Here is a 17,333-nt window from a genome sequence, read left to right on the forward strand (position 1 = left end):
AGTTATTAATATATTATTTGTCTGTTGTACAGTCTGTCATGCAGGCTGCATATTAGAGGGGCATATTAGATACACTACACTCTTATGATGTCGACAGCCATTTCTTAATCATCGCCTTTAGCTTGTCCTGCGCTATCGGTTTAGCTATAAAATCATTGCATCCGGCTTCCTGTGCCGCTTTCCGATCCTGTTCGTAAGCAAAAGCACTTTGAGCAATAATAGGAACAGTTGCAGATAGTTCGCGAATGATTTTCGTAGCTTCCAGACCATCCAGATTCGGCATTTTTATATCCATCAGAATAAGGTCAGGCTTCACCTCGTCATACATAATAACCGCTTCCATTCCATCATGCGCACGAATAAGGCGATGTTTCTTTCCGAGAATAGCTTCAAGCAAGTCGAAGTTACTGTCCGTATCTTCGGCAACCAGGATACAAGCCGGTTTGACATTATCCAAATCTTGTGTTGCTTCGCTAGAAGAAGAATCACCATTTATTGAGGAAGCATCACCGTCTGACGAAGAAGAATTCCCACTCATTGAAGCCGTTTCTCCATCCATTGACGCTACCGCGCCACTTTCACTTTCCAAATTCACTTCCTCTTTCCCTGTACCCGTCCCCTTGTCCTTGTACGGCAAAGTAAACATAAACGTAGTCCCCACTCCAAACTCCGAACTGACAGAAATCTGTCCGCCGAGCCGTTCAACGATTGACTTACAAATAGACAATCCCAATCCCGTGCCTTGCGCATGCTGATTCAGCTTGGCGAAACGTTCAAACACACGTCCCACCTTTTCCGGTTCAATGCCCGTACCCGTATCCGTCACATGGAAAACAATCTGATTGTCCACCAATTCATAACCATAACTGATACTCCCTTCCTTCGTAAACTTCACCGCATTTCCAATCAGATTCGAAATCACCTGAAACACCCGGTTCTTATCCGTTTCAATCATCAGACTCTCGTCCGAAGGCTCGTAAACGAGACTCACTCCCTGTAGAGTACGGAAAATATGCGCATCATGCACCTCCTTGCATAAATAATGCAGATTGACAGGCCCGAAAGAAAACTCAACGATTCCCGATTCAATCTTCGACAAATCGAGAATCTCGTTAATCAATTGCAGAAGACGCTCATTATTAGCATTGACAATATTATAATACGTCTTTCTCTCCTCCGCATCGTCACTTTCAGCGATAAGATGCGAGAAGCCGACAATCGCATTCAGCGGAGTGCGTATCTCATGGCTCATATTGGCAAGGAAGGCCGACTTCAGGTTATCGGACATTTCCGCCTTCTCTTTAGACGACATCAGCTCCCGCTTCATCATTTCCAGTTCTGTGACGTCCCATTCGATGCTGACGATGATAGGCGAGGAGAGTTCGTCTCCATCCACCCTTATCTTCCGTTTGTCGAGGATAATCTGGTTTCCGTTCCTGTCCTTGCCTTCCACCGTCCAGTGCATTCCCTTTCCGGTGCTGGCCACCTGGATATCCTCCTGCCGCTTCTTCTCCGCCACGATGGACGGATAATAATCGAAGTCGTTCATACCAATCGAAGTACCGTTGAACGAGTCACGGTTGTACGATTCCCGATTCCGGTAGATATACCGGAAATCGTTGTTCACTTCCTTCACCACAATTCCCGCAGGAAGATTGTTGATGGTAGTATCCATAATTAGGTTCAGCCGTTTGATTTGTGCCTCATACCGCATACGTTCGGAAATATCATGTGCGAACGACCAGTAGCTGTCCTCACCCGAATCATTGGTGACGTTGTACATTGTACCCTCGTATGCCAATATATCCCTGTTAATCTTTGAAGGATGATGCGCGATGAAATTGCTGCTTCCGCTATGCAGGGCATTCCTGCAACGCTCATTCCAAGCATCTTGCGTAGGCATGTCGGCGGCAATATCATAAATCTTCAGTTTGCGGATATCCACATTCTCGCAAAGTCCGTGGTTGTGAAGGAAGCGCCGGTTGGCAAAAATAAGCGTGCCGTCCTCTTTGGCGGCAAAGATACTCTCCTTCGCATTGTTGATGGCGTGCGTCAGCGTATTAATATCATTTCTGCTATGTTGTATATCCGTGATATTCTGGATATACCCCTCGATATTGAGACTGCCGTCCGGAAGCTCCTCACGTAGGTAAGTCTGGATACGCATATAATAAATTTCCCCGTCCACCTTCACCCGGTAACTGATACTGTCCGTATTGAACTTTTCCACATTCCTGAGATGCCAGTTGATGAACGTCTCTTGATCTTCTTCGACGATATACTCCCTGTATTTCTCAAAAGAAATCGTCCGCACCGCTTCTTCGCACAATACTCCGGTATATCCCAGATAATGAAAAACATTCTCATTGGTGTTATATCCCCATTGCCCTATTTGCGCCACCTTCTGAATCTCCCGCAACGTGCGGTTCGCCTGTTCCAGTTGGCGTTTCACGTTGCTTCTTTGCGTGATGTCCCGATATTGGCAAAGCACCATCCCGTCATAAGGATGCATGAGACACTTGAAATAATACGTCTCGCCCCTCACTGCCAACTTGAAATTTTTGCTGATACTCCTTTGTTCCCTAAGTACCGTCTGAAAGACAGGCATCATCCTCTCCCTGGTATATTCCGGCAGAAGTTCGAATATATTTTTGCCTAAAAGTATATCTTCTTGCAGAAACCATGTGTCACAATACGGCGCGATATCCACGCAGACTCCGTTCCGGTCGACCAGCAACATCGTGTCCGCCGTCAGTTTCAGTATCCTCTGTGCATTATTTGCATCATGTAATGTTCTGTCCATGTCTGTTTTCTTTTTTTAGATGATTTGTCTTTACTTCTCCGCCCGCTTCGCCTTTTCCCAAGCCCCGTTACCTTTCTTCTTTTTCAGGTAACGTATCCCTTTCAACACATTGACATTCATAAAAAGAAAATAATACGGAATAAAGAGCAGCTTGTTCTTTATCTGCTTGGTAGACAGATAATAACCCCAATATCCCAATCCGTAGAAAAGCACCTGCAACACCAGCAGAACACCATAGAACACAGGCGCACCGCCTGCCAGCAAAATCGCGGCATTAAGCGGCAGCAACGCAAACAACAGAAACGGTGTAACAGACCACCGCAGCACCCGGTGCGACGTATATTGAAAACTCAACACCCCGTACCGGAAAGGATTCAGCAACGGGCGCAACCGCCAGATAGACTGCCAACCGCCCGCAGCAATACGTACCTTCCGCTTCTCTTCCTCCCGCATATCCGCCGATCCGCTTTCGATAGCATAAGCATTGGTACAGTAAGCAATGATATACCCCTTCATCGTAATCCTCAACGAAAGGATGAAATCATCCAGCAACGTATCCGGCTCCATCGCCTCGAACAACTCCCGGCGTACGGCAAACAGCTCTCCTGCAGCCCCCACAGCCGAGTACAACCGTGCGTCCAACGCCTTCAACGTCGACTCATACTTCCAGTAAATCCCTTCGCCACCGGCAGCCGCCCCGTCCTTGGTCTGCACAGCAATCCGTTTCTCACCGGCCACACAACCCACCTTCGGATTCTGAAAAGCAAGCACAATCTCCCGCACCGCTTCCCGGTTCACCATCGTGTTGGCATCCGTAAAGACCACGAGCGGAGTGTCTATAAGCGTCATTCCGCGCGTCATCGCCGCGGTCTTTCCCTGTCGCAACGGCTGGAAGTACACCGTCGCCTTTCCTGCCCAACGAGTCTGCAAACGTTCGGTCGTCCCGTCGTCACTGCCGTCCGTCACCCAGACGATGTGCAGCTTATCCGCCGGATAATCCAGTTCAAGACTGTTCTCCATCTTCTCGTCCACCACGTCTTCCTCGTTGAAAGCAGTGATGAAAAGCGTCACTTCCGGTAGTTCCTCGTTCGCCGATGGCAACGAACGCTTCACCGGCTTTACGAAAAGCTCTTTCAGTTTGACAAGGATATACAGCACAATCCCATAACCCAGATACGTGTAGAATACGACAAACAGGGCAAACCAAAAGACAATTTCGAGACAGAGAGTAAGAGTATCGTTCATAGTATCTATCTTTATTATTTCTGTTTTTTAATCCTCATGTACTCTTCCAGACTGATAGGAGAGTGTCTATGAGTTTTAGTTTTTACTTTGTTCTTTATCATATAATAAAAGGCGCCTATTACTTTCTTGAACTCTTTCGACGCGCTTCTGCGCGGATACATCTGTTCCACCATTTGGCGGCTCCACGGTTTAGTGAAGAAAGCAGTATATTTCTCGTCCGTCGGATTGACGATAAATTCCAAGTCATCCTTCCATTCGCACCGGTTCAGCATCAAGTCTCCTTCGGTGAGCCATAACAGTTTGTAGGTTAGCGACTGATAGGGCAGATAATTGAGAAACAGTTCGCCATAATTATTCTCATAATTCCCCGGCATTTTCGATTTCTCGAAAAGAATCAGTTTACCGTCCAGATAGAGAATAATCCATTTGTGCGATTTCTTGGGAAAGAGAAATTCCCCCAGCAGACTGGGAGTTTCCATATACCCCCTCTTGGCGACCCTGCACTGCTCGCGGATAAAATTCTCCGGATTTTCCGCGTGCTCGAGCACCTGGTTACAAATGACGTAATCAAACTCTTTATCCTTGAAAGGCAGAGCCTCACCGTCGGCATTGATAAACTCCTGATGCGGATAAATCTTCAGATTTCCGCAGCGGTGATAATTCGTGTCTACAAATAAATCCACAAGCACATCCGAGCGGAATGTAGGGCTGTGTCCGGGGCCCACTTCCAGTACTCTGTCTTTCTTGCCTATCTTCAGGTCGTTTCTGTCATAAGGATTACGTGTTATCATAACGGTATTTGTTTTTTAGTGTGTATCTTGTTTGTTTTTTATCAGATTGCTGTCCTCATCCTTATATTCGCTTTTCTTGGTAAAAATGCCGCCCAGCCCTTTGATAGCCTTCACCAGCCTCACTTTGAAACTATTGAAAAGAGAACCGTCATTATTCAGCGTCCCGTATCCTGTCATCACCCTCGCTTTTCCGGAGCGGATAAAAACGAGTTTGCCGAAAGGCTTCATGGCTAAGGCGAGCGAACCGTCCTCACCGCGGATGATGTCCGTCCGGAACCCGAACCGTCTGCCCAATTCGGTATTGAACCCGAACGTCATGCCACGTACGCAAAGCTCCGGACGCTGTATAGCCTGGATGCGCAGATGCATATCCCTCAAAGCCTCATACCACCATAGCCCTATGCCGGAATGGCGTTCATCGGGAATAAAACTCCACAGGCTGAACGTACAAGCCACCCCCGGCTTCATCAGTTGCCCGACGTGTGTCGCTACGTAACGGGGCGGATATATCGTATCGGTGTCAATGCAGATATGATACTTCCCTTTTGCCCGGTCGAGTCCGCATTGGCGGGCGTGTCCGGGGCCTTTCTTCGTCTCGTTGAAATACGTGACGCCCAGTTGCCGCATCACCTCTTCCGTGCGGTCTGTCGAATTATTGTTGACAGCCAGTATTTCTATCGGAAAATCACATTCATTGTCGCAAAGCGACCACAGACAACTCAGCAGGCGCGTCTCCTCATTATGACAAATGAGAATGACCGAAGCCAATGGCTGACTGTTTTCCGTTAACTGCCGCAACTTCTCCTTCACGCCGCTTACTACTTCCGCCGGTGCCGAAGCGAACGGCTTCTCGTAAACCTGTAAATATTTGGCATACCATTTCATAAGCAATTCCTTTTAAATAAGACTTCCCGACAGCCTAAACGAGACTCTCAAATAACTCCTTCCATTGTCCGGCGATTTGTTCAATCTTGAAGCGCTCCACGTCGATGCGTGCCTGCTGCCCCATCTTCCGGCGTATTTCATCATTTTCTATCAGATAACATATTTTGCCGGCCAACATCTCAATATTCCCGTTTTCCACCAACAGACCGTTTTTCCCATCGTCGATAATATCCCGCGGACCGCACGGACAAGCAAAAGAAACGGGTGGTATGCCGCACGCCATCGCTTCGATAATCACCATGCCAAACCCCTCGTAGCGTGATGAAAGGGCAAATATGGAACTTTCGCAATATTTTTCGTCAATATCAGGCGTACTGTGTTCCAGAATACAACTGGAAGCGATTCCCAACCTGTCGATTTGCTGTTGCAGTTGCTGTCGCATACCGTCGCCGTAGATACGCAGAACCCAGTCCGGATGCTGCATGTTGACGATGCTCCAGGCGTCAATCAGCCGGTCGAACCCTTTTTGTGGCATATACCTTCCTGCGGCAATCACCTGCTTGGACGACCCGTCGGACTGCCGTTCGGGGAAAAAAGGAAGCGGGTTGTATATCACCGCTACATTTTTCAGTTTCGTCCATTCCGCGGCGTCTTCATAGCTCAATACCACGAAGCGTTTCAGTTGCCGCACCTGTCGGATAAGCTGCCACATCCAGTACTTCTTCACGCAGTGCTGTACGAAAGCCGGGAGACGGTTATCGCTGAACTCACGGTAATTGGACTTGTTGAAGTGGATTTCCCCGAGTTTGATGCTGCCGTCCTTCATCTTATTGATAAAGTTGATGTCCCGCCGGAGAAGTGAGATGGTGATGTCCGGACGGATTTCGCACAAACAGTCGTTCAGCCGTTTCATGAATAATTGCTGCTTGTTCCAGTAGCCGGAGATTCGCTTCCACAGGCTGCGGCCGTACATCTCGTCATAATTGATATCGAGTTGGTGGAGAGTAATGGACGGATATAATTTGTAATACGGTTCCTTGTCTTTTCCGTCAGTCAGGATAATATGTATCTCGTAGCCGAAATGTTCCGCAAAATAATTTGCTTTCAACGTCAATACCCTCTCCATGCCGCTGGGGTAATAGAGTGAGGGGATGCAGTAGGCTATTTTTATCTTCTTGTTCATCAGCTATTGTTTGTAATTTGTTTCAGAATGACAGGGTGTTTGTTACCCGAATCCGATTTCATTAATCACTTTCTGCATTTGCGCTTTCCATGATAGCGGGCGGGCTGATTCGCGAATCTCGGCCGGAGTCATGGAAAGCGAGCGTTGAAACTCAATCAGCTTCGGGATGTCTATCGGCGATTCGTCCGCAGGGGCTTTCCATACATACGCCATAGCGTCGAAATCCTCATCCGTTTCCGAATACGTGAAGGCAAATCCGCGGGCGGCATATTCGCGGTTTTTCAGTGTCTTGATATGCGTGATACCGCTTCGGTGGCGTCCCAGGCTACCGATGGCAAAGTCAGCCTTTTCAAATTGCGCGTCCAGTTCCTCGCTGTGCAGAGGTCCGTGCAGAATGACATAAGGCTCCAGATGATTGTCACGGATGACAGGCAGGATTGCTTCTCGTTCGCGTTCACCGGCCATGGGCCCTACAATGTGGAAATACACTTTATAGTCGGGATTTGTACGGTAATACTCCGCCAGTCCGTTCACCAGCCGGTCAAATCCATGCCAGTAATGCACTTCCGCTACACCGATAAGATGCAGCTCATCGGTCGTCGCATTTTGGCTGTGCTTCATCGGGATGGCATCGAAGTCTATTCCGTTGGAAATTCGTATAGTCCGTCCGCCGAAAATCGTTTCAGCGTTGGAGAAGGTGACGATGCCGTCCAGTCTCTTGGCGAGCCGGTGGCGGAAACAGCGGTCGATAAACAGGGAAAACTTCATGGAACGCGTGATATATTCCTGGTCGTACGGATAAGTCGGTATTTCCATTACTACTTTGGCTCCGGTCTTTTTCAGGCGTTTCACCATCTTCAGGGTGAACGGGTTGGCGTTGTGGTGCGAACGTATATATACCAGTTCTATTTTTTCGTGGCGCGCATACTCAATGATAGGGGCGTAGTAGATACGCTTCCACATCTTTGCCGTAGTTCCTGTCCCAAAATCGGCAATGACCTCGTCGTCCACCATCAGACGGTGTTCGCCATGGGGAGTAATATCGTAATAACACAGGCGTGCGTCCACTCCACATTCTCTGAGGGCTTTCACCTGGTAGTGTATTTTCTTACTGATTCCATTGGCTTTGTCGAAGCCGTGGAAAATAAGGAACAAGGCTTTCATCGGTTTTTTCTGTTTCTATAATATCGTTTATTCTGTTCTTTTATTTCTCTGTTTTACCATGCTCCGTACTTTTTCGATGATATCAAATTCGTGCGTAGCTTGTATATATCCACCAAAGATAATAAAACTAATTGTACCTTTGGCAATAATTGTCACAAAAAAGTTCATACCTTCCATCGTGCATTGCATGGGCACGAGTGCCATCGCTATCAAACCGCTGACCGCGAACGGAGAAATAAGCTGACGTATGAGCAGCCGGAAGCTCCGCCGGAAGGTCACTCGGTACATCTGCCGGTAGCATTGCACGAAGTTGACGGTGAACGTCACCACGATGCAGCTTGCCACTGCCGTGAGCGTGCCGAAATAGAAAATGCCGAGCAACATTCCCGCCACGTTGAGCGTAGACGAAAACAACCCGCAGACGAACAGGCTCCGCGTGTCGCCTGCCGCCTGGAAGATGGAGCCCGACGAAGAAAGGATAATCTGTATGCCCACCGAAAGCGCCAGTATCCGGAATACGGGTACGGACGGCAGCCATTGACTGCCGAAGATAATCAGCGTCACTTCTTCCGCTGTAAAGAAAAGAAGTACGCTCAGCGGCAGTCCGATAAAGGCGAGGAAGCGGACGATACGTTCGTAGGAAGTAGCCAGCTTTTCTTTATCATCTTGTAAATCACTGAAGATGGGATGCATCACCGGGGTGATGACCTGCGTGATGTTTTGCAGGGGAAGCATCATCAGGCGGTAGGATTTTTCGTAATATCCGAGGTCGGACATGCTCATATACTTGCCAATCAGGAGTTTGTCAAGGTTGCGGCTGAAATAATTGATGACGTTGAACAGGAACTGGTAGGCGGAATAGGAAAAAATCTTCCGTAGTGCCGTCAGTCCCAGCGTGAAGCGCAGGCGTTGCGGATAGCGCTGGAAGGAGATGACGAATATCAGTATGCTGGATAGTATCGGGGTGATAATCAGCGCGTACAGTCCCGCTCCGCAGAGGGCGGCGGTCACGGCGGCGGCACCGCCGGATATTTGTATGACGAAGCTGCGGACAGCGATAAATTTGAACTCCTTGTTGCGGTAGAACAGCGCTCCGGGCACGATGGTGGCGGAAGCGAAAAACAGGTTGACGGAGAGCAGTTGGCACAGTGTCCGCAAGATGTCGCTCTCGTAATAGTGGGCGATGGGCCAGGACGCGGCGAAGAACAGCGCGCTGATGCCGATGCCCGTCCACACGGTAAATGAGAAAATGTCCGACAGTTCGCCTTTGGTCAGCGACTTGTTCTGTATGATGGCGGGCGATACGCCCATGTCCGTGAGCAGGTTGAAAAAAGCGATGATGACAGAGGCGATAGCTACTACTCCGAAGTCGTCCGGCGAGAGCAGGCGTGCCAGTATTCCCGCTACTACGAGGGAGATGACGACACCGCTGTATTTGGCAAGCGCGGTGTAGAAGACGCCCGAAAATAGCTGCCGCTTGATGTTGTTAGCCATTTACTGCGTCTTTATAAGTTTGCGCGTATTCCTTTCCCACTTTCCGGACATTCATGTTCTCCATGGCGTAGTCATAATTTGCTTCTCCCTTCTCTTGTAATGCAAGCCGGCGGGCGGATTTGAGTGCCCGGACAATGTCCGTTTTATCATCGGGGTCGAATGTCGGGTTACCGGTTTCGGAGAGTATCTCGCCGATATTTCCCACAGCGGGCCCCACCACCACTTTGTGGTAAAAGAAGGCAAGAGGGACATTGCCTGAGTTTAATATATCTTTTCGTTGGATGAATATCACATCCGAGGCAGCCATATAATAAGGTAGGTCGCAACTGTCCACCAGTTCATCGTTGGCTCCGGCTTCCAGCTTCATCCAGCGGTTGAGCAGCGGCATGAGCAGATAATATCCGGCACGTGAAGTCCATCGTTTGAGGAAATTGCCACCATAGTCGTTGCGTCTTGAGAAAGGATAAAGCCTGGGGGCGAGCAGTAACTTGTCCGGCTGGTCCCACGCGCGGAATGCTCCGAGCATCATGCGTATTTCTTCACGGTTGCGGAATTTGCCGAAAGCGGTGACGATGAACGCTTCCTGCGGAATCTTGAGATACTGGCGTGCACGCTCTACGCTGATATTCTCCTGATAGGTATATTGGTAAATATGGTGCGGAATCACGACATTCCGGCTGCCGGGATGCCTGGCGGCAAATTCGTCGCGGCTGAAACGCCCCATATGCACCACGACATCGCTTTGCGACTCGATGATGTCATACGCCCGGCTGATGACGTCGTTGGCATAGTGCGGGCGTACATTGTGGCGCGTATAAATGAAATGTGCCCCTCGCGAGCGGAAGAAACGAATCCGTTCTTCCAGCCGGCAGATGATGTCGGGATTGTCACAAGTCCAGCCCACTACTTCTTCGGGCCACTGGAAATGGATGATGTCATACGCCGTATCCGACTCCCAAAACTCTTGTGTGGAACATCGCACGTTGATACCCGTCATCCTGATAGCATCGCACAAGATGGGGACGAACAGGTTGTCTGTGTCCCCATCTTCTCTGAAAACAATAAGTGCTTTTATCGTCGAACTGTTTGTTTCTTCGCTGTCATTCATTTCTATACATTTGTTGTTCAGCTTAGCTGTGCCACAAAGGTAATAAAACTTATGAGAAACTTTATCTTTTTTTTATCTTCTTTTTGTCGGCAGGTTTCTTCTCTGTCTTGTTATTCTTTTTGTTCTTACCAAATTTCGCATTTCTCTTTAGTAGGGCTTTTCTGGCTTTCCGGCGTCTTTCCAGTTCTTCGTCGGTGGGCGCCTGTGCGAAAAGAATGGCATTCTTGTCGTAATTATTTATCTCGTCCTTGTCTATGACGGATATGACAAGGCATTTTCCTTCTTCCAATGCCTGCGTGGTTGCCCGGCGGAGGTTTTGGATATGAAACTCGCATTTCAGTGCTCTGAGATGTACGTAGAATGCCTGTGCATACGATAGAATCTTGTAGTTGCGCGATTTTTCCATCCGCCATGCCGTGCCGGAAGTGATGGAGCTTAGTTCTTGCATTTCCTCGTGAGACAGTGGAGAGATAGTACGTACGTAACAAATAAAACGGCCGAAAGTGGCATGGATGCATTTTTCTAGTTTCTGTCGCATTACTTCGTCCTCATTGAGGAGTTTTGGTTGTTTATTCATCTTTTTTTGGGGTTATTAAATTGTTGATGCAAAGGTCTTTAAAAGTTTTTATAGCACTCTATTCATTTCTGAAGAAGTGTATGTCATACATTTAAAAGACCTTTGTGCTCACGAAGTTACCCCACCGGAACAGGTGAGATTTTGTCGAATATTTTTTTAAACGGGAAAAAAGAATGAAGAAAGACCAGTATTTTAACTTGGAAGTGAATTTATTGAACGACGACAATATCGCCGGCATGATGTTGGAGCTGGATGCTGCGGAAGCTATCGGGATTTACGTGATGTTACTGCTGCATCTGCGCACGAAGGACAATTATGAGGCGTCTTGCAAGCCGCTTCAACTGAAAGCTTTTGCCCGTCGCTACGATTTGGATTTGGAAATGACAGAGCATGTGCTCCGTGGTTACAATCTTTTTGAGGTGGACGAGGAGCGGCAGACGTTCCGCGCTCCCTATCTGGACAGGGTGATGCATAGGCTTGAGGAGAAGTGGCGGGCGGACACCGAAAACGGCAAAAAAGGCGGTCGTCCGCGGAAGCCTGTCAAAAGCGCTGAAACGCCCGCCAGCAAGGGGCAAAAACCCAACGAAACCCAAGAGAAGAGAGTAGAGGAGAAGAGAAGTATTCCTTCTGTTGAAAACAACAGCAGGAATACCGGCGCACCGGAAGCGGTGGCGGTTGCTGCCGTTGCCGCTGCTGTCCCGGTTGCGGTGACGGGCGGGGTACGGATTCGTTCGGTGGACGAAGAGGGGCAACGCCCGTTGCAGCCTGTGGTGTCATGGGAAGTGTTGGTGGACAGTCTTGCCGATTCGCGGCTCTATATGGAGCTGGCAGGGCAGCGTTTCGGACTGGGGCGGCTCTTCCTCGACCGCCAGAAGCAGATTCTCAAGCTGTTCAAAGCTCATATACGGCTTTACGGGAAGGAGAAAGAGTTGCTTTTCTTTGATGATGTGAAACGGTATTTTTCCAATTATATCGCTGCAGGTTCACCCACTTGCGTCAAGTTGCGCGAAGCGTTGCTACAGGAACTCAGAGAACGGGACATCGGGAGCGCGAACCGTTTTGAGAGCATAGTCGGCAAGCGGCGGACGTATCTGGGACATCTCATCCCGGACGATGCGCCACCGCGACCGGACGGTTCGGCAGTGTGGGACAACGTGGGCAGGAGATGGCTGCATTGAGTCCGGCTTTCATCAATCGCCGGACGGGGGACTGATGGCTTTCAGCCCACGTCCGGAGATTGCTCTGCCCACGTCCGGCAGGTACTCATCCCGCGCTTGAATGGAAACCGGTCCGGCGCTTACGAACGCTCGTTCCGATGCCCGTCTGTTGCTCGTACCGGATGGAATTTGCTTTTATACCGTGTGGAAAATGAAATAATCTGAAAAATGAAATAATCTGAAAAACAAAATAGAAATTATGAGAAATTTTGCCAGTTACCAAGTCGATGTACGTCATCGCACGAGTGGAGTTATCAAAACAATCTGTAACCAATGTCTCCCGACGAGGCATAACAAGCGCGACCGTTCGCTGCGTGTCAATATCGACACCGGGCATTGCCATTGTTACCATTGCGGAGCCGATTTCTACGTCCCCGACGATAATGAGGAGCGTGAGAAGGCGGAGCGTCGGGCAGCCCGCCAGCGTCGTGCGGCAGCCGTTCCGCAGCATTTTCAGCGTCCGGTGTTCGACGCTTCGAAGACAACGCTTTCCGAAGCCACGGAACGTTGGCTGGTCGAGACGCGCTGCATCCCGCAGTCCGTCATTGCCGCGCTGCGCATCACGGAGCAGGAAGAATTTATGCCGCAGTCCAGCACGAAGGAGCGTTGCGTCTGCTTCAACTACTTCGATGGCGGGCAACTCGTAAACACGAAATTCCGCAGTGGCAAGAAGCATTTCAAAATGGTGCAGGGAGCCGAACTGATTCCTTACAATATCGACTCCGTCGTAGGACAAACGTCCTGCATCATCCACGAAGGCGAACTGGATGCCGCTTCTTCCATCGCCGCCGGATTTGAAAGTGTAATCTCCGTCCCCGCCGGCGCCAACTCCAATCTCTCGTGGCTCGACCGTTTCATGGAAACTCACTTCGAGGACTTGAAAGAAATCATCATTGCTGTAGACACCGATTCCCCCGGAATCCGCCTGCGCGACGAGCTTGTCAACCGCATGGGAGCCGAACGTTGCCGTATCGTCACTTACGGTCCGGAGTGCAAGGATGCCAACGAGCATCTCTGTAAATATGGCATTGAAAGTCTCCGCATCGCCATCGAGCAAGCGGCGGAAGTCCCGCTGGAAGGCATTTTTACCGCTGCCGACCTGCACAGCGACTTGCGTGCCTTGTTCGACAACGGTTTCGGTCCCGGTGCGGAGACCGGTTGGGAAGAAATGGATAAAATTTGTACTTACGAGCGTCGCCGCATCGTCATTGTGACCGGCATCCCCGGTGCGGGAAAATCAGAATGGGTGGACGAACTGGTGCTGCGCCTCTGCCTGCGGCATCAATGGAAGATTGGGTTTTTCAGTCCGGAGAATGTCCCCATCGTCTATCATCTCCGCAAACTGATTGAAAAACTTACCGGTCATCGCTTTCAGAACAACTGCGGCATGACGGACGCTCTTCTGGCACGCTCCGAAGAGTTTCTGGCGGAAAACGTATCGCACATTTCCCTCAAAGGTGACGTCAGCCCCGACCGCGTGCTTGCCAAAGCTCGTGAACTCGTCGTCCGCCGTGGCTGCCGCATCTTCGTCTTTGACCCTCTCAACCGCTTCGACCATGACCCCAAACCGGGACAGTCGGAAACGCAGTATCTCTCCAACTTATTGAATAAATTCACGGAATTTGCCACTCAATATAATTGCCTGCTGATAGTTGTCGCCCACCCGCGCAAGATGAACCGCAATCCTGTGACGAATGCCACCCCGCGTGTGGAAATGTACGATATTAACGGCTCCGCAGATTTTTACAACAAGGCTGATTACGGAATTGTGGTAGAGCGTGACAAGGAAATCGGTATCACCCGCGTATATGTGGATAAAGTGAAATTCAAACATCTCGGCGTAGGTGGTGTGGCTACTTTCGTCTACGACCCCGTCAGTGGGCGGTATCTCCCCTGTGAAGAATCCCACGATCCTGCCGTGCCCATCGACCAGCGTACCCGGAATACCGTCTTCGACACTTCCTGCTGGCTACCGGAAAAAGAACTGTTTGATTAGTGATTAACGGAGGAGTGATCACTAATCGCTACCCCGTTAATCACTATCTACGGTTCTTCGAGCACTTCCACGATGAGCCGTACCTGTGCGGGAGTGTAGCGTCTGCTTCGGGGATTCATGCCGGTGGCGAGCAGACGCTCTTTCAGTCCTGGTGCAGCGTCTATCCATTCGTTGAACCGGGCTACTGCGCTCTGTTGCTTGATGTAGGGGAGATATAATGCGGCAAGCTCGCCTTTTCCGTAGCTGCGGTATTGGAATGCTTTTTCTTCTTCCTGTTCGGGAAGATTGTCGGATTTTGCTTTCATTGATAGGGTGGTTGAGTTTGTTTTTACTAGCTATAAAGTTACGCATTTTTACTGAGTTGTGCAAGTTTTGGGTAATCTCATTTGAGGGAAATTGAAAACATCAGGGAAGATTGAAAAGGAATGGGGGGACGTTAAAAAAAGGAAAAGAAACCGCTCACTATGAAAAATATAGTATCTTTGTATAGACCGGATACATCTCGGTCTATACAAACGTAAAACAAAGAAAATGGGAAAATTTATCAATCCGTTTACGGACGTAGGTTTTAAAAAGATATTCGGGCAGGAAATTACGAAAGACTTGCTGATTGATTTCTTGAACGGCCTGCTTGTAAACGAGAAGAGTATCACGGATATCACTTTTTTGGATAAGGAGTTACTTCCTGAATACATGGGCGACCGCGGAGTTATTTACGATATTTATTGTACGACAGAGAGTGGTGAACAGTTTATTGTGGAGATGCAGAACAAGCAGCAGACGAATTTTAAGGAGCGGGCTCTTTTTTATTTATCGCATACTGTTGCCCGGCAAGGAGAGCGGGGCGCTCATTGGCAGTTTGACTTGAAAGCGGTGTATGGCGTGTTTTTCCTGAACTTCTGTCTGGCAGACGCTCCGCACAAACTTCGGACGGACGTGGTGTTGGCCGACCGTGATACGCATGAAACATTTTCGGATAAGTTACGTTTTATCTTTATCGAGCTTCCTTCTTTTCACAAAGAGGAATCGGAATGTGAAACTGATTTTGAACGTTGGATTTATGTATTGAAGAATATGGACACATTGAAAAGAATGCCTTTCAAGGCACGAAAATCTGTCTTCGAGAAGTTGGAGAAGATTGTGGACATTGCTTCCCTGACTAAAGAAGAGCGCATGAAATACGATGAGAGTATCAAAGTGTTTCGTGACCAACTGGCTACCATCTCGTTCGCGGAAGAAAAAGGCTGGCGAAAAGGACTGGAGAGAGGGATGGAAGAAGGTGTGGAGAAAGGTATGAAGGAAAAGAGCTGGGAAATAGCCCGTAACCTTAAGAAATTAGGAGTTTCCACCGATACTATCTCTCAGGCTTCCGGACTTTCCGTAGAAGAAATTGAAAATATCTGATGATAAGCACTTACAGGAATGGCGGCATGAGATTCGGAATCATGCTGCCATTTTTGTATCTTGGGCATTCAAAGATAGCAATGCCTGTTTTTATTCCTCTTTATTCCCTCTTAATCCTGCGTAGCCCGATGTAACCCGTCAGGCTGCCGGTGTGTTGCCGTATCTTTGTTTCACCATCAGAAAGGGAGAATGTCCTTCCTTTCGTAGAAACAATCTTTTAAGTATGGCAACAGTTACAGTAGTGCGCTACAAGCGCAGAAAACGAATCGGTGATGACGAGTCGCCGATGGTGTACGCTCTCAAACCCAAGTCCGGGGAAGCGAAAATCTATTCCATTGAATCTTTGGCGCGTGAAATCGAGTCTATCGGAGCACTTTCGGTAGAAGACGTGTCGCACGTCATGAAGTCCTTTGTCCGTGCGATGAAGAAAGTCCTTGTGGCGGGCAATAAGGTGAAAGTCGAAGGGCTGGGTATCTTTTATACTACGCTGACTTGTCCCGGTGTAGAGGTGGAAAAGGATTGCACCGTGAAGAATATCACCCGTGTCAACCTTCGTTTCAAAGTCGATAATTCCTTGCGTCTTGCCAACGACAGCACGGCGACCACTCGTGGCGGGGAGAATAATATGACCTTTGAGCTGCTCTCGGATAAGAAGTCAGCGTCCGGCGGGAACGGAAGTGGCGGTTCCGGTGGTTCCGGCGAAGGAGAAGGCGGTGACGGCGGAGAGACTCCCGACCCGGACCCGGCAGCTTAGTCGTATTTCCGGCTTACGGCTATTTCCCGACGGCAGGCTAGTGCACGGCTTTCCGTCTTCATATCAATAAAATAAACTATAAAATGCAAAGAAATGATTGACAGAATCTTAGACATTGTATTGGAAGTCCTGTTCTTCTTTCGCAGAAAGAGAAAGGGCAAAAAGAGTGAAAGGACGGGTCGATGAGGAAGATTGACCTGATTGTAATCCACTGTTCCGCCACCAGGGCGGACAGGGATTTCACGGAAGATGATTTGGAAGTGTGCCACCGGCGACGTGGTTTCAACGGGACGGGGTATCATTTCTATATTCGCAAAAATGGGGACATAAAAACGACTCGTGCCATCGAACGGGTTGGTGCGCATACAAAGGGACACAACTTGAACAGTATAGGTATCTGCTATGAGGGCGGACTCGATTGCCACGGTCGTCCTGCCGATACCCGCACGGAGTGGCAGATTCATTCAATGCACGTGCTTATCCTCACGCTGCTGCGTGATTATCTCGGTTGCCGCATTTGCGGGCATCGTGACTTGAGTCCGGATTTGAACGGAAACGGAGAAATCGAGCCGGAAGAGTGGGTGAAGGCTTGCCCGTGCTTTGAGGTGAATACTCAGATTATTAAAAGCTTTTGATAAAAAGAATATTCGGAAATGTAATAGTATCAAAGGAAAGACTTGCGACAAGTATATGTACTTGGTTGCAAGTCTTT

Annotated in this window: 15 protein-coding genes; 5 read left to right on the forward strand and 10 right to left on the reverse strand. The window is 49.0% G+C overall.

The genetic code is table 11. The features are described from left to right. Positions 1 to 82 precede the first annotated feature (82 nt). The 9 genes from RDN93_RS07660 to RDN93_RS07700 all read right to left on the reverse strand — a co-directional run bounded on the left by RDN93_RS07660 (position 83) and on the right by RDN93_RS07700 (position 11,250). The gene (locus tag RDN93_RS07660; RefSeq protein ID WP_308744949.1) at positions 83 to 2,803 is read right to left on the reverse strand and encodes an ATP-binding protein; all 2,721 of its coding nucleotides are present in this window, start codon (positions 2,801 to 2,803) and stop codon (positions 83 to 85) included. 30 nt (positions 2,804 to 2,833) lie between these two features. Beyond that, positions 2,834 to 4,048 carry a glycosyltransferase family 2 protein gene (locus tag RDN93_RS07665; RefSeq protein ID WP_308744950.1) on the reverse strand — a complete coding sequence of 405 codons (1,215 nt, stop codon included), beginning with the start codon at positions 4,046 to 4,048 and terminating at the stop codon, positions 2,834 to 2,836. 14 nt (positions 4,049 to 4,062) lie between these two features. Continuing rightward, positions 4,063 to 4,839 carry a class I SAM-dependent methyltransferase gene (locus RDN93_RS07670; protein WP_308744951.1) on the reverse strand — a complete coding sequence of 259 codons (777 nt, stop codon included), beginning with the start codon at positions 4,837 to 4,839 and terminating at the stop codon, positions 4,063 to 4,065. 15 nt (positions 4,840 to 4,854) lie between these two features. Further along, entirely contained in the window at positions 4,855 to 5,724 is an 870-nt protein-coding gene (locus tag RDN93_RS07675; RefSeq protein ID WP_308744952.1) for a glycosyltransferase family 2 protein, read from the reverse strand. A 34-nt stretch (positions 5,725 to 5,758) separates the two neighbouring features. Next, a complete protein-coding gene (locus RDN93_RS07680; protein WP_308744953.1) occupies positions 5,759 to 6,907 on the reverse strand; it encodes a glycosyltransferase family 4 protein in 1,149 nt (382 codons plus the stop codon). A gap of 42 nt (positions 6,908 to 6,949) precedes the next feature. Continuing rightward, the gene (locus RDN93_RS07685; RefSeq protein WP_308744954.1) at positions 6,950 to 8,071 is read right to left on the reverse strand and encodes a glycosyltransferase; all 1,122 of its coding nucleotides are present in this window, start codon (positions 8,069 to 8,071) and stop codon (positions 6,950 to 6,952) included. Positions 8,072 to 8,098: 27 nt separating this feature from the next. Continuing rightward, the gene (locus tag RDN93_RS07690) at positions 8,099 to 9,565 is read right to left on the reverse strand and encodes a lipopolysaccharide biosynthesis protein (RefSeq protein WP_308744955.1); all 1,467 of its coding nucleotides are present in this window, start codon (positions 9,563 to 9,565) and stop codon (positions 8,099 to 8,101) included. Further along, the gene (locus tag RDN93_RS07695; RefSeq protein WP_308744957.1) at positions 9,558 to 10,673 is read right to left on the reverse strand and encodes a glycosyltransferase family 1 protein; all 1,116 of its coding nucleotides are present in this window, start codon (positions 10,671 to 10,673) and stop codon (positions 9,558 to 9,560) included. Before RDN93_RS07695 ends, RDN93_RS07690 begins: the two co-directional genes overlap by 8 nt. Positions 10,674 to 10,734: 61 nt before the next feature. Next, a complete protein-coding gene (locus RDN93_RS07700; protein WP_308744958.1) occupies positions 10,735 to 11,250 on the reverse strand; it encodes a hypothetical protein in 516 nt (171 codons plus the stop codon). 173 nt (positions 11,251 to 11,423) lie between these two features. On the opposite strand from RDN93_RS07700, the gene RDN93_RS07705 reads away from it, so the two are divergent. Continuing rightward, positions 11,424 to 12,428 (forward strand): Lin1244/Lin1753 domain-containing protein, encoded by a 1,005-nt coding sequence (locus tag RDN93_RS07705; RefSeq protein WP_308744959.1) that lies wholly within the window; start codon positions 11,424 to 11,426, stop codon positions 12,426 to 12,428. Positions 12,429 to 12,666: 238 nt separating this feature from the next. Further along, entirely contained in the window at positions 12,667 to 14,463 is a 1,797-nt protein-coding gene (locus tag RDN93_RS07710; RefSeq protein WP_308744960.1) for a bifunctional DNA primase/helicase, read from the forward strand. 47 nt (positions 14,464 to 14,510) lie between these two features. Here the strand turns inward: RDN93_RS07710 and RDN93_RS07715 are convergent, their stop codons facing one another. After that, positions 14,511 to 14,768 (reverse strand): DUF4248 domain-containing protein, encoded by a 258-nt coding sequence (locus RDN93_RS07715; RefSeq protein WP_308744961.1) that lies wholly within the window; start codon positions 14,766 to 14,768, stop codon positions 14,511 to 14,513. A gap of 226 nt (positions 14,769 to 14,994) precedes the next feature. Between RDN93_RS07715 and RDN93_RS07720 the strand changes: the two genes are divergently transcribed. The 3 genes from RDN93_RS07720 to RDN93_RS07730 all read left to right on the forward strand — a co-directional run bounded on the left by RDN93_RS07720 (position 14,995) and on the right by RDN93_RS07730 (position 17,256). Beyond that, positions 14,995 to 15,867, forward strand: coding sequence for an Rpn family recombination-promoting nuclease/putative transposase (locus tag RDN93_RS07720; RefSeq protein WP_308744962.1), 873 nt, complete (start codon positions 14,995 to 14,997; stop codon positions 15,865 to 15,867). A 223-nt stretch (positions 15,868 to 16,090) separates the two neighbouring features. Further along, positions 16,091 to 16,621 carry a DNA-binding protein gene (locus tag RDN93_RS07725; protein WP_308744963.1) on the forward strand — a complete coding sequence of 177 codons (531 nt, stop codon included), beginning with the start codon at positions 16,091 to 16,093 and terminating at the stop codon, positions 16,619 to 16,621. 182 nt (positions 16,622 to 16,803) lie between these two features. Further along, positions 16,804 to 17,256 (forward strand): N-acetylmuramoyl-L-alanine amidase, encoded by a 453-nt coding sequence (locus RDN93_RS07730; RefSeq protein ID WP_308744964.1) that lies wholly within the window; start codon positions 16,804 to 16,806, stop codon positions 17,254 to 17,256. Positions 17,257 to 17,333 lie beyond the last annotated feature (77 nt).

This window comes from uncultured Bacteroides sp., assembly GCF_902491285.1.
Classification (GTDB): domain Bacteria; phylum Bacteroidota; class Bacteroidia; order Bacteroidales; family Bacteroidaceae; genus Bacteroides.